This window comes from Stenotrophomonas sp. 22385, from assembly GCF_052045085.1.
GTDB lineage: Bacteria > Pseudomonadota > Gammaproteobacteria > Xanthomonadales > Xanthomonadaceae > Stenotrophomonas.
Window position 1 is genome coordinate 293593 of the sequence record NZ_JBQEOG010000005.1, and the last position, 19085, is coordinate 312677.

Annotated in this window: 16 protein-coding genes and 9 tRNA genes; 13 read left to right on the plus strand and 12 right to left on the minus strand. The window is 66.5% G+C overall.

Translation table 11 applies throughout. From position 1 onward, the window contains the following. Positions 1 to 33 precede the first annotated feature (33 nt). The 12 genes from ACTJI4_RS11285 (at position 34) to ACTJI4_RS11340 (ending at position 13131) form a co-directional block, all read left to right on the plus strand. Entirely contained in the window at positions 34 to 522 is a 489-nt protein-coding gene (locus ACTJI4_RS11285) for an NUDIX hydrolase (protein WP_392921846.1), read from the plus strand. A gap of 221 nt (positions 523 to 743) precedes the next feature. Further along, on the plus strand, positions 744 to 1358 hold the full coding sequence (locus ACTJI4_RS11290) for a CDP-alcohol phosphatidyltransferase family protein (protein WP_392921849.1): 615 nt from the start codon (positions 744 to 746) through the stop codon (positions 1356 to 1358). Then, entirely contained in the window at positions 1355 to 2335 is a 981-nt protein-coding gene (gene phaE, locus ACTJI4_RS11295; RefSeq protein ID WP_440869398.1) for a class III poly(R)-hydroxyalkanoic acid synthase subunit PhaE, read from the plus strand. Before ACTJI4_RS11290 ends, phaE begins: the two co-directional genes overlap by 4 nt. Continuing rightward, complete coding sequence (phaC, locus tag ACTJI4_RS11300; protein WP_440869399.1) at positions 2332 to 3399, plus strand: class III poly(R)-hydroxyalkanoic acid synthase subunit PhaC; 1068 nt, start codon at positions 2332 to 2334, stop codon at positions 3397 to 3399. The genes phaE and phaC overlap by 4 nt, the downstream gene beginning before the upstream one ends. Then, the gene (locus tag ACTJI4_RS11305) at positions 3399 to 3770 is read left to right on the plus strand and encodes a YfeK family protein (protein WP_440869400.1); all 372 of its coding nucleotides are present in this window, start codon (positions 3399 to 3401) and stop codon (positions 3768 to 3770) included. The genes phaC and ACTJI4_RS11305 overlap by 1 nt, the downstream gene beginning before the upstream one ends. Before the next feature lie 87 nt (positions 3771 to 3857). Then, positions 3858 to 4064: a PspC domain-containing protein gene (locus tag ACTJI4_RS11310; RefSeq protein ID WP_068852656.1), complete on the plus strand. Its 207-nt coding sequence runs from the start codon at positions 3858 to 3860 to the stop codon at positions 4062 to 4064. After that, entirely contained in the window at positions 4061 to 4513 is a 453-nt protein-coding gene (locus ACTJI4_RS11315) for a hypothetical protein (protein ID WP_392921859.1), read from the plus strand. The genes ACTJI4_RS11310 and ACTJI4_RS11315 overlap by 4 nt, the downstream gene beginning before the upstream one ends. Before the next feature lie 131 nt (positions 4514 to 4644). Then, positions 4645 to 4860 (plus strand): hypothetical protein, encoded by a 216-nt coding sequence (locus ACTJI4_RS11320; protein WP_392921862.1) that lies wholly within the window; start codon positions 4645 to 4647, stop codon positions 4858 to 4860. A 114-nt stretch (positions 4861 to 4974) separates the two neighbouring features. Further along, positions 4975 to 7341: a Tex family protein gene (locus ACTJI4_RS11325; RefSeq protein WP_440869401.1), complete on the plus strand. Its 2367-nt coding sequence runs from the start codon at positions 4975 to 4977 to the stop codon at positions 7339 to 7341. Between the two features lie 161 nt (positions 7342 to 7502). Next, positions 7503 to 9710, plus strand: coding sequence for a PAS domain S-box protein (locus ACTJI4_RS11330; RefSeq protein ID WP_440869402.1), 2208 nt, complete (start codon positions 7503 to 7505; stop codon positions 9708 to 9710). Between the two features lie 389 nt (positions 9711 to 10099). After that, the gene (locus ACTJI4_RS11335; RefSeq protein ID WP_440869403.1) at positions 10100 to 11086 is read left to right on the plus strand and encodes a helix-turn-helix domain-containing protein; all 987 of its coding nucleotides are present in this window, start codon (positions 10100 to 10102) and stop codon (positions 11084 to 11086) included. A gap of 185 nt (positions 11087 to 11271) precedes the next feature. After that, the gene (locus tag ACTJI4_RS11340) at positions 11272 to 13131 is read left to right on the plus strand and encodes a methyl-accepting chemotaxis protein (RefSeq protein WP_440869404.1); all 1860 of its coding nucleotides are present in this window, start codon (positions 11272 to 11274) and stop codon (positions 13129 to 13131) included. Positions 13132 to 13183: 52 nt separating this feature from the next. Here ACTJI4_RS11340 and ACTJI4_RS11345 read toward each other — a convergent pair. Then, positions 13184 to 13270 (minus strand) — tRNA-Leu (locus ACTJI4_RS11345). Positions 13271 to 13394: 124 nt separating this feature from the next. Here ACTJI4_RS11345 and ACTJI4_RS11350 point away from each other — a divergent pair. Next, positions 13395 to 13775 (plus strand): response regulator, encoded by a 381-nt coding sequence (locus ACTJI4_RS11350; RefSeq protein ID WP_392921904.1) that lies wholly within the window; start codon positions 13395 to 13397, stop codon positions 13773 to 13775. Here the strand turns inward: ACTJI4_RS11350 and ACTJI4_RS11355 are convergent. The 11 genes from ACTJI4_RS11355 to ACTJI4_RS11405 all read right to left on the minus strand — a co-directional run bounded on the left by ACTJI4_RS11355 (position 13757) and on the right by ACTJI4_RS11405 (position 18928). After that, positions 13757 to 14713: an SOS response-associated peptidase family protein gene (locus tag ACTJI4_RS11355; RefSeq protein WP_440869405.1), complete on the minus strand. Its 957-nt coding sequence runs from the start codon at positions 14711 to 14713 to the stop codon at positions 13757 to 13759. The two genes, ACTJI4_RS11350 and ACTJI4_RS11355, sit on opposite strands and share 19 nt — an antisense overlap. A gap of 87 nt (positions 14714 to 14800) precedes the next feature. Next, a tRNA-Glu gene (locus tag ACTJI4_RS11360) sits at positions 14801 to 14876 on the minus strand. A 55-nt stretch (positions 14877 to 14931) separates the two neighbouring features. Then, positions 14932 to 15007 (minus strand) — tRNA-Ala (locus ACTJI4_RS11365). Between the two features lie 108 nt (positions 15008 to 15115). Next, positions 15116 to 15191 (minus strand) — tRNA-Glu (locus ACTJI4_RS11370). A 55-nt stretch (positions 15192 to 15246) separates the two neighbouring features. Continuing rightward, a tRNA-Ala gene (locus ACTJI4_RS11375) sits at positions 15247 to 15322 on the minus strand. Positions 15323 to 15393: 71 nt separating this feature from the next. Beyond that, positions 15394 to 15469, minus strand: a tRNA-Glu gene (locus ACTJI4_RS11380). Between the two features lie 55 nt (positions 15470 to 15524). Next, a tRNA-Ala gene (locus ACTJI4_RS11385) sits at positions 15525 to 15600 on the minus strand. Between the two features lie 318 nt (positions 15601 to 15918). Then, positions 15919 to 15994: transfer RNA gene (locus tag ACTJI4_RS11390), tRNA-Glu, on the minus strand. Between the two features lie 55 nt (positions 15995 to 16049). Next, a tRNA-Ala gene (locus ACTJI4_RS11395) sits at positions 16050 to 16125 on the minus strand. 56 nt (positions 16126 to 16181) lie between these two features. Further along, positions 16182 to 18533: a heavy metal translocating P-type ATPase gene (locus tag ACTJI4_RS11400; RefSeq protein ID WP_440869406.1), complete on the minus strand. Its 2352-nt coding sequence runs from the start codon at positions 18531 to 18533 to the stop codon at positions 16182 to 16184. Beyond that, entirely contained in the window at positions 18530 to 18928 is a 399-nt protein-coding gene (locus ACTJI4_RS11405; RefSeq protein WP_392921913.1) for a heavy metal-responsive transcriptional regulator, read from the minus strand. Before ACTJI4_RS11405 ends, ACTJI4_RS11400 begins: the two co-directional genes overlap by 4 nt. Positions 18929 to 19085 lie beyond the last annotated feature (157 nt).

Sequence of the window (19085 nt, forward strand, 5' to 3'; positions counted from 1 at the left end):
ATCGGCGATCGTGTCCTGTGAGCTGTTGCCTCCATGCCCTATACCCCGATCGTGGCCACGCTGGGCTACGTGCTGTCGCCCGATGGTCGCCAGGCCCTGATGATCCACCGCAACGCACGGCCGGGTGACCAGCACCTGGGCAAGTACAACGGACTGGGCGGCAAGGTCGAGCGCGACGAGGACGTGGCCGCCGGCATGCGCCGGGAAATCCTGGAGGAAGCCGGGATCGAGTGCGGCACCATGCGCATGCGCGGCACCATCAGCTGGCCCGGGTTCGGCAAGCACGGCGAAGACTGGTTCGGTTTCGTGTTCGTCATCGACGACTTCACCGGCACGCCGTTGACCTCCAATCCCGAAGGCACCCTGGAATGGGTGGACGTGGACAAGCTGGAGACCCTGCCGCTGTGGGAGGGCGATCGTCAGTTCCTGCCGCTGGTGTTCGACGACGACCCGCGCCCGTTCCATGGGGTGATGCCCTACCGCGACGGCACGATGCAGTCCTGGTCGTACACCCGGCTTTAACGATAGGCTGGGCTTATCCACAGGGGGTGTGGATGACCGGTGCGTAAGTTTGTGGATAACGCGCGGCACCGACCGGCCCCCATGGCTGTCAAGATGGGTGGCGAAAAATTCGCCGCCCGTCAGCGTCGCGTGAGCCCGGCGCGAAGGTCGGCGTACGTGAAGGCTGTCCCGGTTCGGCCCGGTCGCGGTACTCTTTCGGCATTGCCGCCCACCGAGCTTCCATGAAACGTCACTTCACGATGCTGCGCGAGTTCCAGCTGGCCGACTGGTTCACCCTGGCCAACGCGTTCTGCGGTACCGGTGCGGTGTTTGCGGCCATGCGCTTCCTGCAGGATGGCGAACGCAGCTACCTGCTGTTCGGCATGGCGCTGATCCCGCTGGCCTTCATCTTCGATGCGCTGGACGGGCGGATCGCGCGCTGGCGCAAGTCCAGTTCCACGCTGGGCCGCGAGCTGGACTCGCTGTCGGACGTGATTTCCTTCGGCGTGGCCCCGGCCGCGCTGGCCTATGCCTGCGGCATGCAGGGCGGCTGGGACTGGCTGGTGCTGAGTTATTTCGTGTGCTGCGGCGTGAGCCGGCTGGCCCGCTACAACGTGACCGCCGAAGCGCTGGCGGGCGAAGGCGACAAGGTGCCGTACTTCGAGGGCACCCCCATCCCCACCAGCCTGGCGCTGGTGGTGGTGCTGGCCGTCGCCGCCAGCATGGGCGCCATCGGCCAGGACCTGTGGCTGGGGCGCTGGCAGCTGGGGCCGTGGCAGCTGCACCCGCTGGTGCTGCTGTTTGCCTTGTCGGGGTCGTTGATGATCAGCAAGACCCTGCGCATTCCCAAGCCATGAGTACCGCGGGCGGCGGCCACGACGCAGGCGACTTCGAGGCGCTGGCCCGGCAGTACTTCAGCGCCTGGGGCGATGCGCTGCGACACGCCGCGGGGCCGCCCGGGGCCGACACGGCCGGCGCCGCGCCGGGCACCTGGCAGCAGACCATCGAAGGCTGGGCGCAGCTGATGTCCAACCCGGGCAACCGCCAGTCCGAAGACGCCGTGCACCGCTTCCGCGAACAGGCCGGCGGCTGGTACGGCACCATGCAGCAGGTCGCCGCGCGTTTTGCCGGCCGGGACAGCAGCAGTGCCGATATCGCCCAGGCGTGGCGTGAAGCCGTGGAGGGGCAGGGCGACGGCCTGCTCAAGTGGATGCTGCAAGGTGCACGTGGGCACACGCAGGCCGGCGGTCCCGACCTGCTGGCGCTGCTGGAGCGGCTGCAGCAGGACTTCGAGCCGTGGCTGCAGAGCCCCGCGTTCGGCCCCGGCCGCGAACATCAGGCACGCTGGCAGGCGCTGCTGCGCGCCCAGCAGGAGTACCAGGGTCACGCCCGTGACTACGTGGACCAGATCAAGCGGGCGCTGGACGAGGCGTTCACCCTCTTCGAGCAGCGCCTCGCCGAGCATGAGCAGCCAGGCAACCAGCTGACCAGCGCGCGCGCGATGTTCGACCTGTGGATCGAGGCGGCCGAAGAGGCCTACGCCAAGGTCGCGATGTCCGAGCCGTTCCAGCAGGTTTACGCCGCGCTCGGCAACGCGCAGATGCGCCTGCGCGGCGCGGCCCAGCAGGAAGTGGAGCGGATCAGCGAGGCGTTCGGCCTGCCGACCCGCACCGAGATGGATGCCGCGCACCGGCGCATCACCGAACTGGAACGGCTGGTACGGCGCATGGCTGCGGCAACCAGGCCGTCGCCGTCGCCCGCTGCGGAAAAGCCGGCAAGGAAGGCTGCGAAGAAGGCCGCGCCCAAGCCGCGTGCGCGCAAGGCGGCACCATGAAGGGACCACTCGGTTTCAACGCCGAAGACCTGCTGCAGGAAACGCTGTCCATGCAGCGCAAGCTGATGGACGGCCTGAAGCTGTTGCCGTCGGTGGAGGACGTGGACTACGGCGCCACCGCGCGCGAGGAAGTCTGGCGCGACGGCAAGGTCACGCTGTACCGCTTCGTCGGTGGGCAGGCGCCGGTACAGCGCACTCCGCTGCTGATCGTGTACGCGCTGGTCAACCGCCCGTACATGGTGGATCTGCAGGCCGACCGCTCGCTGGTCCAGCGCCTGCTGGCGCTGGGGCACGACGTTTACGTGCTGGACTGGGGCTACCCGGACCGCTCGGAGCGCTACCAGACGCTCGAAGACTATCTGCTGCGTTATGTCGATGGCGCCGTCGACCAGCTGGTGGCCGCCAATGACGGCGCACCAGTCAACATGCTCGGGGTCTGCCAGGGCGGGGTGTTCGCACTGTGCTACGCCGCGTTGCGCCAGCCCAAGCTGGCCAACCTGATCACCATGGTGACCCCGGTGGATTTCCAGACCCCGGACAACATGCTCTCGCACTGGGCGCGGCAGGTGGACGTGGACCTGCTGGTGGATACGCTGGGCAACATCCCGGCCGACCTGATGAACGCCAGCTACCTGATGCTCAAGCCATTCCGGCTCAACATCCAGAAATACGTGGGGTTGCTGGATATTCTCGACGACAAGGCCGCGCTGCAGGATTTCCTGCGCATGGAGAAGTGGATCTTCGATTCGCCGGACCTGGCCGGTGAGGCCTTCCGTGACTTCATCAAACAGTTCTACCAGGGCAATGGCCTCATGCATGACGGGGTGACGATCGGCGAAGAGCACGTCGACCTGCGCCAGGTCACCCTGCCGGTGCTGAACATCTACGCCGAGCAGGATCACCTGGTGCCGCCGGATGCGTCGCGCGCGATGGGCGGGCGGATCGGCAGCAGCGACTACACCGAAAGCAGCTTCCGCGGCGGCCATATCGGCATCTACGTCTCCGGCCGCGCGCAGCGCGAAGTGCCAGGTACGATATCGGCCTGGCTGGCGGAGCGCAGCTGATGGAGATCCAGTGGAGCGCGGTCCTGGCGGTCGCGCTGGGTGCCACCGCCGGCAGCGTCACGGCAGCGCCCAGCGAAGCGGCCCGCCGCGAGATCGCCGCCCTGATCGGCGCGCTGGACGGTTCGTCCTGTCGCTTCCAGCGCAACGGCAGCTGGCACGATGCCACCGAAGCGCGGGCGCACCTGCAGCGCAAGTACGATTACCTGCTGAAGAAGGACAAGGTCGATACCGCCGAGCAGTTCATCGAGCGGGCCGCCAGCCAGAGCAGCATGAGCGGCAGGCCGTACCGGATCGCGTGCCCGGGTCAGCCCGAGCAGACGGCGGCGGCATGGTTCGGTGCGCGCCTGCAGGCGCTGCGGAAGCCGCGCTGAACCAGGGACGCGGGATTTTTCCATCAACGCACCGGCTACACACCCGCTGCGCTACTGTTCCCCGCACTACTGCTGGAGGATCCCGCCATGAATACCACCGCCCCCCGCACGCTGTCGCGCTCGCTCAACGACCGCATGATTGCCGGGGTGATGGGCGGCATTGCCCACCGTTTCGGCTGGAGCCCGACTCTGCTGCGGGTCCTGTTCGTGCTCGTGTCGCTGGCGTCGGCCGCGTTCCCGGGCATCCTGGTGTATCTGGTGCTGTGGCTGCTGATCCCCAACGAGGCCGATTGAGCCTGCCGCCATTGGCGCTGCGCGCGCTGCAGGGACTGGGCGCGGTCTGGACCTCGCCCAACACCCTGATCGGCGTGCTGGGCGGACTGGCCGGGATGCTGGCCGGCGCACGCCCGTACTGGAGCCGACGTGACGTCGCCCTGGTGTTCCGTGAGTACCCTTGGGGACCGGGTGGCGCGATCACCCTGGGCAATGTAATTCTGCACACCGGCGCCAGCCTCGACATCCCCTGCCGGACCTATGCGCACCAGGCCGGGCACTGCACCGAACCGGTCATCGGCCTGCACGACCACGAGCGCGCACATGTCTACCAGTACCTGGTGTTGGGGCCGTTCTACCTGCCGGTGTACCTGTTGTGCGGCGGGGTGAGCGCCCGCAACCCGTTCGAGCGGGCGGCGGACCTGTACGCGCTGAACGGCCACGGCTGGTGGCCGTTGAAAAGACGCTAGACAACGCGCCCGCAACGCGAGGTCATCTGCATGCAAAGAAACGTCATTAGCCTTCTGACAAACCACTCGGGTTGAGCGCGCTAAGCTGTGCGTCGAAGGACATGCACGACGTTTCTGGAGGAACACATCACATGGCAATCGTTCTTTATGTCGGTGGTAGCAAGGATGGCGACAAGGGCCTGGTGCCCTACGGTTTCAGCAAATCACGCGCCGATACCGACATTGGCCCGGAGATCTACACCGAGCGCTTCATGGAACTGCAGGGGCTGGGCAGGATCCGGGTCATGGCGCTGGAATCGCTGCAGGACGAAGCGGTGAAGGCGCGTGCGGCGCAGCATTACCGATGACGCCTGCCGCCCCGCGGTCGGTACCTGCGGGGTAGGACAATGTCAACGGGTTTCCCCCGCCGCCGCGCGTTGCCACAATCGGTGTTTTCCGCATAGTGGCTTCGGCCGGACGCAATGCCAGACCTCAAGCTCGCCCAGCAGATCGCCCAGACCATCGCCGACGAAATCGGTGCCCAGCCTGCCCAGGCGCACGCCGCCATCGCCCTGCTCGACGAAGGCGCCAGCGTTCCGTTCATTGCCCGCTACCGCAAGGAGGTCACCGGGGGCCTTGACGACACCCAGCTGCGCAACCTGGAAAGCCGGCTGACCTACCTCCGCGAGCTGGAAGAGCGCCGCGCAGCGGTGCTGGCCAGCATCGACGAACAGGGCAAGCTCAGCGACGAACTGCGCCATGACATCCTGGCCGCAGACACCAAATCGCGGCTGGAAGACCTGTATCTGCCGTACAAGCCCAAGCGCCGCACCCGCGCCCAGATCGCACGCGAGGCCGGGCTGGAACCGCTGGCCGACGGCCTGCTGGAAGACCCAACGCTGGATCCGCAGGTGTTCGCGGCCGGCTTCGTCGACGCCGACAAGGGCGTGGCCGACACCAAGGCGGCGCTGGAAGGCGCGCGCGCGATCCTGATGGAGCGCTGGGGTGAAGACGCCGCGCTGGTCGGTGAGCTGCGCGCCTGGCTGGGCGAGCACGGCGTGATCCGTGCACGCGTGGCCGAAGGCAAGGAAGAGCAGGGTGCCAAGTACCGCGATTATTTCGAGCACGCCGAGGGGCTGGCCAGGATTCCCTCGCACCGCCTGCTGGCGCTGTTCCGCGCCCGCCGCGAGGAGATTCTGTTCCTGGAACTGGACCCCGGCAGCGATGCGGAAGCCGGCCACGTGTATGCCGAAGGCCGCGTGGCGTTCAGGGCCGGGATCCGCGACGCGGGCCGTCCGGCTGACCGCTGGCTGCTCGACGCCTGTCGCCTGACCTGGCGCGCGAAGCTGCACATGCACCTGCTGCTGGACCTGTTCAACCAGGCCCGCGAGAAGGCCGAGGCCGAGGCCATCGCGGTGTTCGGCGACAACCTGAAGGACCTGCTGCTGGCCGCGCCGGCAGGGCCCAGGACGGTGCTCGGACTGGACCCCGGCATCCGCACCGGCTGCAAGATCGCCGTGGTTGATGCCACCGGCAAGCTGGTGGCCACCGATACGATCTACCCGCACGAACCCCGTCGCCAGTGGGACCAGTCGCTGCAGACCATCAAGCAGCTGTGCATGAAGCACAACGTGGAGCTGATCGCGATCGGCAACGGCACCGCCAGCCGCGAAACCGACAAACTTGCCGGCGAAGCGATCCAGGCGCTGGGCGACGCGAAGCTGCAGAAGATCGTGGTCAGCGAAGCCGGTGCCTCGGTGTATTCGGCGTCTGAGTTCGCGGCCAGGGAATTTCCGGACCTGGACGTATCGATCCGGGGTGCGGTCTCGATTGCGCGGCGCCTGCAGGATCCGCTGGCCGAACTGGTGAAGATCGAACCGAAGGCGATCGGCGTGGGCCAGTACCAGCACGACGTCGACCAATACCGGCTGGCGCGGGCACTGGACGCGCGCGTGGAGGACTGCGTCAACGCCGTCGGCGTGCACGTCAACACCGCCTCGGCAGCGCTGCTGTCGCGGGTGTCGGGGTTGTCCTCCACCGTGGCCGAGAACATCGTGCGCCACCGCGACGAGAACGGTCCGTTCAAGCGCCGCAAGGACCTGCTCAAAGTGCCGCGGCTGGGCGACAAGACCTTCGAACAGTGTGCAGGCTTCCTGCGCATCGCCGACGGCGACCAGCCGCTGGATGCCTCCTCGGTACACCCGGAAGCCTATCCGGTGGTGGAGCGTATCGTGGCCGCGACCGCGCGCCCGATCAAGGCGCTGATCGGTGATGGCAGCTTCCTGCGCGGGTTGCAGGCCGAACAGTTCACCGACGCCACCTTCGGCCTGCCGACCGTACGCGACATCCTCAAGGAACTTGAAAAGCCCGGTCGCGACCCGCGCCCGGAGTTCAAGGCCGCGCGTTTTGCCGACGGTGTGGAAGAGATCAAGGACCTCAAGCCGGGCATGGTGCTCGAAGGCGTGGTCAGCAACGTGGCCGCCTTCGGCGCGTTCGTGGACATCGGCGTGCACCAGGATGGCCTGATCCATATTTCGGCGTTGTCCGACACCTACGTGAAGGACCCGCGTGACGTGGTCAAAGCCGGCGACATCGTCAAGGTGAAAGTGCTGGAGGTCGATGTGGCACGCAAGCGGATTGCGCTGACCCGGCGGCTGGACGACAGCCCCACCCCGGCGAGGCCCCCGGGCGAGCGCGCCCCACGCGCGGCCGGCGGCGGCCGGCGCGAGGGCGGCAGTGCCCGGCCGGGCGGTCGTGGCGCGGCCGCTGGCCCACGCCCGGGCAGCAGCGTACCGCCGGCCAACAACGCCTTGGCTGACGCCTTCGCGCGCGCCAAGCGCGGAGGCTGAGACGGGCCCCTGCGGGGCCGTGAGGAAGGCTTGACCCCGTTTCCCGTTGAATGCCGGTACGCTAGGCACGCGGTGGGAGGCCAGATGACAGATCAGCAGGCGGGGCAATGCGGTCCAGGCCAGTACGATGGCGCCATCCGTGGCGCCCTGGGGGTGCGCGCATGAATTCCGTGCCGACCCCCGCCGACGCACTGCAGGAGGCATTGGAGCAGCGCCGCCGGCTGGAGATGATCATCGACGGCACGGCGATGGGCACCTGGGAGTGGAACTGCCAGACCGGTACGATGTGGGTCAACGAGCGCTGGGCGCAGATCGTCGGTTACACCCGCGCGGAACTGGCGCCGATCACGCCCGAGACCTTCTTCCGGCTGGTGCATCCCGACGATCTGGCGCGCTCCAATGCACTGCTTCGTGAGCACCTCGAAGGCCGCTCACCGCATTACGACAGCCTGTGCCGGATGCGCCACAAGGAAGGGCGCTGGATCTGGGTGCAGGACCGGGGACGGGTCTACGAGTGGGATGCGCAGGGCCAACCGCTCAAGATGGCCGGTGCGCATGCCGACGTCAGCGACCTGCAGAACGCTCTCGAAGATGCGGCGGACATGCGCCAGCGCCTGCAGGCGCTGGTGGATGCGTCCGACGAAGTGGCGGTGATCGCCACCGATCCCGACGGCGTGGTCAACCTGTTCAACAGCGGGGCGCAGAAGCTGCTGGGTTACCACCCCGATGAGGTCATCGGTCGGGTCAATCCCGGGCTGTTCCACGAAGTGCATGAGATGGAGGAATACCTGCGCCCGCTGGCGGATGCCGAGGGCCGGGTGCCCACCATCTTCGAGGCGCTGATCACGCGCGCCGCGCACGGCACCTGGTCGCACCAGTGGACCTTCGTACGCAAGGATGGCGAACACCGCCAGGTCCGGCTGTCGATCAGTCCGCTCGACTCCGGCAACGGCCAGCGTCTGGGCTACTTGGGCATGGCAGTGGACATCACGCCGTTGCTGGAGATGCGCGAGCAGGCGTACGTCGCCGCCGAGAAATTCGCAGGTGCCTTTTCGTCCGCCGCTCTGGGCATGGCGCTGGTGTCGCTGGAAGGGCGCTGGCTGGACGTCAACGACGCGCTGTGCGGCATCCTGGGCTACAGCCGTGCCGAACTGCTGGAGATCGATTTCCAGACCCTGACCCATCCTGATGACCTCAACACCGACCTGGCGCTGGTCGGCGACCTGCTGGCCGGCCGCCGGGACCATTACCACATGGACAAGCGCTATCTGGGCAAGGGTGGCAACGTGGTCTGGGGCCGGCTGTCGGTTTCGCTGGTGCGGGCCCCGCATGGTGAGCCGTTGCATTTCGTGTCGCAGATCCAGGATGTCACCGCCCAGCGGCTCAGTGGCCAGCAACTGCGTGAATCCGAGCATCGCACCCGGGTAACCCTCGACGCGGTGGCCGACATGGTGCTCACCCTGGATCTGCAAGGGCGCATCCAGTACGCCAATGCGGCGGCCACGCGCGCGCTGGCAGGGGAGGGGGCCGCGCCGGTCACCGGCAGCCAGGTCCAGGACGTGATGGAACTGACCACCGAGTACGCGCCGCGCTCGCCGCTGGATCTGGCAGTACTGCTGGATGCGGAAAGCAATGCGGTGGACCTGCATTCGGACCTGCTGTTGTCAGTGGGCGCCCAGCTGTTGCCGGTTGACCTCACCCGGGCCTGGCTGCAGGCTGGGGACGGACAGGTCACCGGTGCGGTGTGGGTGATCCGTGATGTCACCCAGCAGCGTGCGCGCCAGCGCGAGGCCCGTCACCTGGCCGAGGTGGACCCGCTGACCGAGCTGAGCAACCGGCGCGGTTTCGAAGCGCACCTGCAGGAGGCCATTACCCGGGTGGCCCGGACCGGGCAGTCCGCCTCGCTGATGTTCATCGACCTGGACGACTTCAAGCCGATCAACGACAGCCACGGCCACCTCGCCGGAGATGCCATGCTGTGGGCCGTCGCGGCGGTGCTCCGGCATGGCGTGCGCGATTCGGACATCGTGGCTCGCCTGGGTGGCGACGAGTTCGCGGTGATCCTGGCCGGTTGCTCCCTCCGGCGTGCGCGGCGCATTGCCAGCGACCTGCTGGAGGCAGTGCGCACGCTCAGCGTGCCGTGGGGCGCGGAGCGCCTTGTGGTCGGAACCAGCATCGGCATCGCCGCGATCGGCGGCCACATGAGCGTGGATACGGCTGTGGCTGCGGCCGACGCACAGTGCTACCGGGCCAAGGCACTGGGCAAGAACAATGTGCAGGTGGAAGCGCCCGTGCATGGGGGCCCGGATCCGCTGGACACAGGCGATGGCGACATCGACCTGGACAGCAGTGAGGGCGGGCCGGGCTGAACCGGTCAGCACGTGCCGGTTCCGCCGCGACCCGGTTATCTCAAACGCAGCCGCGAAGCGTCGACCGCCACATCCCGGCCGTTGTGAAGGCATTATCTCCTGATATATACCTGCGCCATTTGAAGGAACCTGGTGGCGCGTTCAGGCGGTAAAAAACGCGACGCGCTTCGCATTATCAGTCAGGTTCGCCCAGGCGCCGTGCGATCAAGTGTCGGACAGTCCCCACCGTCCGGGCGTCGCATCGCGCGGCGGGTCAATTCTTACTGTCGGGTTTTCCCTTGCGCTACGTAAAGTTAGCCAAATTCGTCAGATTCCTACATGACCAATTGCGGTTCACGCCCCTGTTCATGTGAAGTAGAGTGCGTCGATTCTCTCAATATCTTCAGATTATGCCGTCGCTGATTTACCCGGATTTTGAGGCGTATTCCAATTCCATCAAGGGAATCGACGGCGAAATGCGCATTGCCGGTCGCGGCGACGGGGCGTGGTCGCTGAATATGCTGGACCTTGATGGGGTCATTCTCCTGCACGGCAGGGATGGTGCCCCGGTGCTGTATCGCGGTGCGCCGCACGCCGGGCGATTTGGTGTGTATCTGTCGCTGCCGGGCAGCCAGACGGCGTTGGATGGACAACGGGTGGGCGAGGACAGCTTTACCTGGCTGGCGCCGCAGGTGGAGGTGCACGGCTTCAGCCAGGTCCCGGCGCGCTTCCTGGGCATCGACTTCGCCGAACACGTGCTGCTGGATCAGGTGGCGCAGGTTGAGCGCCTGCAGGTCGCCTGGCTGTACCGTACCGGCACCATCACGGCCACTGCGCCGAGGGTGGAACGGATCGGCGCCCTGGTCCAGCGCGCATTCGACGTGCACGAAGGCGATCCGGACGCGTTCCAACGGCCGGGCGCGCGCGCGGCCTTCGTCAGCCAGCTGGCCGCTGCGGTCCTGCAGTGCCACCTGCTGGCGGGGCACGGGCAGGCCTCGCCCAGGCGCGGACGCCCGCCGCTGTCGCGACGAGAGATCGTCCGGCGCGGGATCGAACATATCCAGCGCAGCCTGCGGGGGGAGGCTGCGTTCGCGGACATTCCGTCCGCGGTGGGGGCCTCGCAGCGCTCGCTCAATCGTGCATTCGACGACCTGTTCGGCATGGCACCGCACCAGTTCTATCTGGTCGAGCGCCTGCATGCGATCCGCGCTGCGCTGCGCTCGGCGGCCCCGGGTGACACCGTCACCGGTATCTGCTCGCGCTTTGGGGTGTGGGACCTGGGCCGGATGGCCGCGCAGTATGCGCGGATGTTCGATGTGCTGCCGGCCCAGGAGTTGTCCCGGGCCCTGGCCGGAAAATCGGCTGCCGCCGTGGTGGGTACCGTGCGGCGGCGTTGACGCGACACCGCCCTAAAGTTTCGCCAGCGCGTGCCGCTCACAGGGGTGCAGGCGGTAACGGTCTGCCCCACGGAAGGGACGTCATGCCCATGACGGTCTTCGTGAGTCCCCAAGCGTTCTGCGCACTACATCGGGCATGGGGCCCGGCGTAGCCCATTGAGCTTGTTGGAACCGAGGAAACAACGATGTCCATCGCAGCTGTTCAGCCGCCGGCGTCCGCTCGACCTGGCGCATCCACACCGTCCCTGCTGCGCCTGTTGGGTGCAGTGACGTTCTCGCCACGCGCTACGCGTCAGGCCCACGTGGCCATTGCACAGCGCAATGCCGAGCTGGAAGCCCAGGTGGCCGCCCTGCACCGCGTACAGGCGGTAATCGAGTTCGACCTGGAGGGCATCATCCTCGAGGCCAACGACAACTTCCTGCAGACCGTGGGCTACACGCTGGAGGAAATCCGCGGACGCCACCACTCGATGTTTGTCGACCCCGAGCACGTGCGCAGCACGACCTACCGCGACTTCTGGGCGCGCCTTGGCAAGGGCGAGTTCGATGCCGGTCAGTACCGGCGCGTGGGCAAGGGCGGCCGTGAGATCTGGATCCAGGCCTCCTACAACCCGGTGTTCGACAGCAGTGGCAAGCCCTTCAAGGTGGTCAAGTTCGCGACCGACATCACTGCCCAGCAGATGCAGGCGGCCGATTTCGCCGGCCAGCTGGCAGCGATCAATACGTCGCAGGCGGTCATCGAGTTCGGCCTGGATGGCCGCATCCTGTCGGCGAACGGGAACTTCCTGGCGGCGACGGGTTACACGCTGGACGAGATCCGCGGGCAACACCATTCCATGTTTGCCGAGCCGGAATATGCCCGCAGCGAGGCGTATCGCGAGTTCTGGCAGAAGCTCGGTCGTGGCCAATTCGATGCGGGGCAGTATCGACGGCTGGGCAAGGGCGGGCGCGAGATCTGGATCCAGGCCTCCTACAACCCGATCTTCGACATGAACGGCCGGCCGTTCAAGGTGGTCAAGTACGCAGCCGATGTCACCGCGCAGGTTCGCGATGCACAGGCACTGGCCAATGCCGTTGCGCAGACCCGTGAAGTGGTCGCCGCCGCACAGACCGGCGACCTCAGCAGGCGTATCGATGCCGGCAACGCGACCGGCGCCATCGCCGAGCTGTGTGAGGGCGTCAATGCCATGGTGGCCACCATGGGCAGCATGATCGGCCAGATCCGCGTGGCAGCCGACGCGGTGGCCCTGGGTGCCAGCGAGATCGCCGTGGGCAACGCGGACCTGTCCCAGCGGACCGAGCAGCAGGCCGCGTCGCTGGAGGAAACAGCGGTGTCGCTGCAGGGATTGACCGGCGCGGTGCGGCAGAGCGCCGACAATGCGCGCCAGGCCAGCCAACTGGCCGGTGGCGCGGTGGACGTGGCCGCGCAGGGGGGCAGGGTGGTCAGCGAGGTGGTCACCACCATGGCCCTCATCAACGCCTCCTCGCGCCGCATCGTCGACATCATCAGCGTGATCGACGGCATTGCCTTCCAGACCAACATCCTGGCCCTGAACGCGGCCGTGGAAGCGGCGCGTGCCGGCGAACATGGGCGCGGCTTTGCGGTGGTGGCCGGCGAGATCCGTTCGCTGTCGCAGCGTTCGGCCAGCGCCGCGAAGGAGATCAAACAGCTCATCGACGACTCGGTGGACCGCGTCGGCACAGGTACGGCCCAGGTCGAAAGCGCTGGACGCACCATGGAAGAAATCGTGGAGAGCGTGAAGCGGGTGGAGGCGCTGATTGCAAGGATCAGCACCGGTACGCAGCAGCAGAGCGAGAGCATCGTGCAGATCAACCAGGCGGTGGAGCATATCGACCAGAGCACCCAGCAGAATGCGGCGCTGGTGGAAGAGGCGTCGGCCGCTGCGCGCAGCATGGAAGATCAGGCAACCCAGCTGCTGCAGACGGTGTCTGCGTTCCGGGTCGATGGCGCAGTGGCGCAGGTCCTGCGCCAGGCAGCGCAGTCGGGCAGTCCCGGTGGGCCGCCGGTTCTCCGCCTGGTGTAAACGCGCCCCAAAGCAAAAGGCCAGATCCTGCGATCTGGCCTTTCGGGTTCCATGGTGCCGAAGGTGGGACTCGAACCCACACGCTTTTAAGGGCGGCGGATTTTGAGTCCGCTGCGTCTACCGATTCCGCCACTTCGGCTGGCTGGCCGCGTAGTGTATACAAACCGGATCCGATTGGGGAGGTCTGAATCGTTCAGTCGGGTCCGGTCCTTCATTTTTCCGCGACGCTATACTCATTGCGCTGAACCATACAGGGAACGGTGATGAGCGCGTTGCAGGGTCTGCGGGTATTGGTGGTGGAAAACGACGCGATGAGCGCGTCGCTGCTGGAGATGCAGCTGATGCACGCGGGCGCGGTGATGCTTGGCCCGGCGTCGTCGGTGGCCGAGGCGTTGCGCCTGATCGAGGAGGCTGCCCCGCAGATCGTGCTGCTCGATTACCGGCTCGCCAATCACGAGACCAGCGACCCGGTCGCCGCTACCCTGACCGCGCTCGGCATTCCCTTCGTCGTTGCCACTGGCATGGCGAATTTCCAGCTGCCCGAAGCGTTCCGCGCGGGCAGGGTGCTGACCAAGCCCTATCTGACCGCTGAATTGAACCAGGCGCTGACCGCTGCCCTGCAGGGTCACGCCGCTTCGGCGTAAGCGAGCTCGACCGGCTCGCGGTCGTCCAGGATGCGGTAAAGGGCGGCCAGGTCCTGCGGATCCGGGTTCAGCCAGGCATCCAGGTTTTCGCGCCGGATCGGCACGATGCAGCGGTCATGGCCGGCGGCGGCCACGTCATGCGGGGGGTCGTCGGTGATGGCGGCGAACGAGAGCAGCCGGCCTTCGGGTCCCTCCCATTCCGACCACAGGCAGGCGATCAGCAGGTCGCGGGGCGGCTGCGGGCGGAACTCGAGCACCACGTTCTGTGGATTCTCGCCCGGGGCCAGGCGGCGCTGTTCAAGTGCATGGCGCGAGACGTTTTCGTAGAACGACTGCACCACGACCACGCCGTGATGGTGGCCGAATGCGTTCTTCCAGTAAGCCTCGAGGCTGTCGCGTCGCGCGTTGTAGGTGCCGGGATAGAGCGCGTCACTGCGCGCGGGCTTGTCGGGAAGGCGGCACTGGTAGCGCATCGGCTTGATCAGGCGTTGGCCGTGTTCGGACACGATCACCGGGGCGTATAGGCCGGGGAAGATGCGACTGTCGCGCGGCAGCAGACCGGTGCGGTGCAGGTCGGCCAGGCGTGCCTGGGCGCGGTCAATGCGGTTGCCGGCAATGCGGATGTCATTGCGGGCCTTTTGGGTGGGGCGCTGCGCCAGGCTTTCTTCGGCCTGCTTCAGGCGCGCGGCCTGGACGCGTATTTCTTCGTCCAGCGCCTGCATTTCTTCGGCGTGCCATTGCTGGATCTTCGCCACGATGTCCTGGCCCTGCGCGGTGCGCGCACCGGCAAAGCCATCGTCCATGGCCTTGGGCGTCCTGGGGCGCTGCTTGCCGGCATCATGCGCATAGAGTTGGGCGAACTCGTCCAGCGACAGGGTGGCGCCGAACTCACGAACCAGCTTGGTGTAGTCGGCGCGGATCTGGGCGGAATAGCACATGGACCTGGACCGGGAGAGATATCAATCGGGGGTTGATACGCTACCAAACAAAAAGCCCCGGCATGGCCGGGGCTTTCTGCGTTGTATTGGCGTCCCCACGGGGATTCGAACCCCGGTCGCCACCGTGAAAGGGTGATGTCCTAGGCCTCTAGACGATGGGGACGCACGAAAAACTCCAAATTGTGTTCACTACCTTCCGATCGGCCTAATGATCGGAGTGGTGGAGCCAGGCGGGATCGAACCGCCGACCTCCTGCATGCCATGCAGGCGCTCTCCCAGCTGAGCTATGGCCCCACGTTGATGCTGCGAGCCCGCTATCATATCGGCGTTTTCCGGAAATGGAAACACTTTTTCGGCGGAATACAAAAAACCCCGGCATTGCCGGGGTCTTCTGCGTTGTATTGGCGTCCCCACGGGGATTCGAACCCCGGTCGCCACCGTGAAAGGGTGATGTCCTAGGCCTCTAGACGATGGGGACGCACGAAAAACTCCAAATTGTGTTCACTACCTTCCGATCGGCCTAATGATCGGAGTGGTGGAGCCAGGCGGGATCGAACCGCCGACCTCCTGCATGCCATGCAGGCGCTCTCCCAGCTGAGCTATGGCCCCACGTTGCTGCTGCAAGCCGACCATCATAGCGTTGATTTGCCTGAATGGCCAGCCTTACACCGGTTGATGAGTGGCGTCCCCACGGGGATTCGAACCCCGGTCGCCACCGTGAAAGGGTGATGTCCTAGGCCTCTAGACGATGGGGACGCACGAAAAACTCCAAATTGTGTTCACTACCTTCCGATCGGCCTAATGATCGGAGTGGTGGAGCCAGGCGGGATCGAACCGCCGACCTCCTGCATGCCATGCAGGCGCTCTCCCAGCTGAGCTATGGCCCCACGATGCTGGAGGCGGAATTCTACGCGTGTGAAGACGATTCGCCAAGTGTTTTTGTGCGTTTTTCTTACAGCAAGAGCCAGAGCCTTTGTCTGCGCGGTTCACTGCGTGGGGCCGGCGGCCATGGAAGATCAAAGGCCGGCGTCGATCACACACGCGTTACCGGATGTTGGTGCGGTACGTGCGGTCGTTCGGGAATCGACCCTACCTTCCGCGCACGCCTCCCGGCTCGCAGCAATTGAAACGCTGCCCTGCTTTCGACCTGATGAAGCACAAAAACAAAAAGCCCCGACCGAAGTCAGGGCTTTTTGTTTTGTAACTGGCGTCCCCACGGGGATTCGAACCCCGGTCGCCACCGTGAAAGGGTGATGTCCTAGGCCTCTAGACGATGGGGACGCACGAAAAACTCCAAATTGTGTTCACTACCTTCCGATCGGCCTAATGATCGGAGTGGTGGAGCCAGGCGGGATCGAACCGCCGACCTCCTGCATGCCATGCAGGCGCTCTCCCAGCTGAGCTATGGCCCCACGTCGTGAGGAGCGAGATCATAGCGATGCTGTTTTCGAATGGCAAGAAAAAACTGTCATGACGTGGGCAATCGTTGGTGACGAAGACGCAGGGCGTTGCTGATCACCGACACCGAACTCAGGCTCATCGCCACTGCCGCCAGCATCGGCGACATCGTGATGCCCAGCGGATACAGCACACCGGCTGCTACCGGAATGCCCAGGCCGTTGTAGAGGAACGCAAAGCCCAGGTTCTGCCGCATGTTGCGCACGCTCGCGGAAGACAGCTGGCGTGCGCGCAGTATTCCGCGCAGGTCGCCCTTGACCAGCGTCACCTGCGCGCTGGACATCGCCACGTCCGTGCCATTGCCCATCGCGATGCCGACGTTGGCGCTCGCCAAGGCAGGCGCATCGTTGATGCCATCGCCGGCCATCGCCACCGTGCGGCCCTGCGCCTGCAGCGTGCGGATCAGTTCGGACTTGTCCGCAGGGCGCATTTCACCGTGTACCTCGTCCAGGCCCAGCTCGCGCGCTACTGCTTCAGCGGTGGCCTTGCCATCGCCGGTGGCCATCACGATGCGCAACCCATCGCGGCGCAGCTGTGCGATGGCTTCGGCGGTGGAGACCTTGATCGGATCGGCCACGGCGATCAGCCCCGCCAGCGCGCCGTCGACAGCCAGGAACATCACGCTGGCTGCCGCCTGGCGCAGCCGTTCCGCATCGGCGTGCAGGGGCTGCAGGGAGATGCCGTGGTCGCTCATCAATGCCGCGTTGCCGAGCAGCAGTGCCTTGCCTTCAATCGTGCCGCGTACGCCCAGGCCGGTGAGCGAATCGAAGTCCTCCACCGCCGCGAGAGGGCGGCCTTGACGGCGCGCTTCGGCGACGATCGCCGCCGCCAGCGGGTGTTCGCTGCCCTGGTCCAGGCTGGCCGCCCAGTGCAGCACGTCGTCGGCCACGTATCCGGGCATCGCCTGCACACTGCGGAACGCGGGCCGGCCTTCGGTCAGCGTGCCGGTCTTGTCCACGACCAGCGTATCCACCGCGCGCAGCGCCTCAATGGCCTCGGCGTCGCGGAACAGCACACCGTGCTGCGCCGCGCGTCCGGTGGCGACCATGATCGTCATCGGCGTGGCCAGGCCCAGCGCGCAGGGGCAGGCGATGATCAACACGGCCACGGCGCTGAGCACCGCATGGGTCCACGAGGGTTCCGGTCCGAACAGGCCCCAGCCGAAGAAGGTCAGCACCGCCACGCCAAGCACCGCCAATACGAACCAGTAGGCGACCTTGTCGGCCATCCGCTGCATCGGGGCACGTGAGCGCTGCGCCTGCGCCACCAGCTGCACGATCTGCGCCAGCATGCTGTCTTCGCCCAGTCGCTCGGCGCGGATCAGCAGGCTGCCGGTCCCGTTGAGGGTGGCGCCGATGACAGCGTCGCCCACGGCCTTGGCGACCGGGACCGCTTCGCCGGTCAGCATGGACTCGTCCACCGTGGAGCGACCCTCCAGCACGCTGCCATCCACCGGGACCGTTTCACCGGGCCGCACCCGCACGCGGTCGCCGGGCTGCAGTGCCGCGATGGCGACGTCTTCCTCGTGGCCGCCATCGCGCAGTACCCGCGCGGTTTTCGGCGCCAGCCCCAGCAGTGACTTGATCGCCGCCGAGGTCTGGGCACGGGCACGCAGTTCCATCAACTGGCCGAGCAGGGTGAGCGAGATGATCACCGCCGCCGCTTCGAAGTACACGCCGACGTGGCCGTGCTGCTGGAATGACGGCGGGAACAGCCCGGGTGCGACCGTCGCCACCACGCTGTAGCCATACGCGGCCAGCACACCGGTGCCGATCAGAGTCCACATGTTCGGGCTGCGGTTGCGGATGGACTGCGCCCAGCGCTGCACGAACGGCCAGCCCGCCCACAGCACTACCGGCGTGGCGAGCACCAGCTCGATCCACACCCGCACGCCCGGTGGCACCCCATGCAGCAGCGGGGTCATGGCCAGCATCGCCAGCGCCATCGTGGCGATGCTCAGTGGCAGGCTCCACCAGAAACGCCGGCGGAAGCCGGTCAGTTCCGGGTTCTCGCCCTCGTCCAGGCGGGGCATCATCGGCTCCAGTGCCATGCCACAGATGGGGCAGGTACCGGGGCCTTCCTGCACGATCTCCGGATCCATCGGGCAGGTGTACAGCGTGCCGGCTGGAACGGGGTCGGCGGCGTGCGGGGCCGGGTCCAGATACCGCCGCGGCGCGGCAATGAACTTCCGCCGGCAGCCGTCGCTGCAGAAGTGGTAGTCGCGGTCGGCATGGCGGGCATGGTGCGGGGTAGTGGCCGGGTTGACGTCCATGCCGCAGACCGGATCCTTGACCGTGTTGCCAGCCGTGGCGCCGACGCCACCGCCGTGCGCGGAACAGCAGCTGCCTTTGGATGCGGTCATTGGCGCGGCTCCGTCAGTGCGCCCAGGATCGGGCACTGTTCCAGTTCGCCGTGGCCGGGGCAGGCATCCACCAGCTGTTCGAGTGCCGCATGCATGCGCTGCAGTTCGGCCACGCGCTGCTCGATGTCCTGCAGCTTGAGCACTGCTGCCTCGCGCACCTGGGCCATGTCCTGGCCGCGCTGGTCGCTCAGGGCGAGCAGCTCGCCGATTTCCTCCAGGGTGAAGCCGAGCGCCTTGGCCCGGCGGATGAAGCGCAGGCGGGTCAGGTCGGCGTCGGTGAACACCCGATAGCCGCCGGCACTGCGCTGGGCAGTGGGCAGCAGGTGCTGGCGCTCGTAGTAGCGCACGGTGTCGATGGGCACGCCAGCGTGGCGTGCAAGTTGTCCGATGTTCACGGCGACCTCTTTGGGGGAGCAGGGGCCCAGTGTGAACCCTGGAGTCTGGTCAAGAGTCAAGGGTTTGCCGCAGAGATCTGGAATGTCGTTACCGGGCCGGATTTGCAACTTGTTTCATAGCTGCCGTGTAAGGTGCTCCGTACGCTCCATTGGAATC

Excerpts from the sequence above, each read along its gene's own strand:
- ACTJI4_RS11355 (WP_440869405.1), bottom strand. The coding sequence starts at position 14,713 with ATGTGCTATTCCGCCCAGATCCGCGCCGACTACACCAAGCTGGTTCGT.
- phaC (WP_440869399.1), top strand. The coding sequence starts at position 2,332 with ATGAAGGGACCACTCGGTTTCAACGCCGAAGACCTGCTGCAGGAAACG.
- ACTJI4_RS11400 (WP_440869406.1), bottom strand. The coding sequence starts at position 18,533 with ATGACCGCATCCAAAGGCAGCTGCTGTTCCGCGCACGGCGGTGGCGTC.
- ACTJI4_RS11335 (WP_440869403.1), top strand. The coding sequence starts at position 10,100 with ATGCCGTCGCTGATTTACCCGGATTTTGAGGCGTATTCCAATTCCATC.
- ACTJI4_RS11305 (WP_440869400.1), top strand. The coding sequence starts at position 3,399 with ATGGAGATCCAGTGGAGCGCGGTCCTGGCGGTCGCGCTGGGTGCCACC.
- ACTJI4_RS11325 (WP_440869401.1), top strand. The coding sequence starts at position 4,975 with ATGCCAGACCTCAAGCTCGCCCAGCAGATCGCCCAGACCATCGCCGAC.
- ACTJI4_RS11350 (WP_392921904.1), top strand. The coding sequence starts at position 13,395 with ATGAGCGCGTTGCAGGGTCTGCGGGTATTGGTGGTGGAAAACGACGCG.
- phaE (WP_440869398.1), top strand. The coding sequence starts at position 1,355 with ATGAGTACCGCGGGCGGCGGCCACGACGCAGGCGACTTCGAGGCGCTG.
- ACTJI4_RS11340 (WP_440869404.1), top strand. The coding sequence starts at position 11,272 with ATGTCCATCGCAGCTGTTCAGCCGCCGGCGTCCGCTCGACCTGGCGCA.
- ACTJI4_RS11310 (WP_068852656.1), top strand. The coding sequence starts at position 3,858 with ATGAATACCACCGCCCCCCGCACGCTGTCGCGCTCGCTCAACGACCGC.
- ACTJI4_RS11290 (WP_392921849.1), top strand. The coding sequence starts at position 744 with ATGAAACGTCACTTCACGATGCTGCGCGAGTTCCAGCTGGCCGACTGG.
- ACTJI4_RS11330 (WP_440869402.1), top strand. The coding sequence starts at position 7,503 with ATGAATTCCGTGCCGACCCCCGCCGACGCACTGCAGGAGGCATTGGAG.
- ACTJI4_RS11285 (WP_392921846.1), top strand. The coding sequence starts at position 34 with ATGCCCTATACCCCGATCGTGGCCACGCTGGGCTACGTGCTGTCGCCC.
- ACTJI4_RS11320 (WP_392921862.1), top strand. The coding sequence starts at position 4,645 with ATGGCAATCGTTCTTTATGTCGGTGGTAGCAAGGATGGCGACAAGGGC.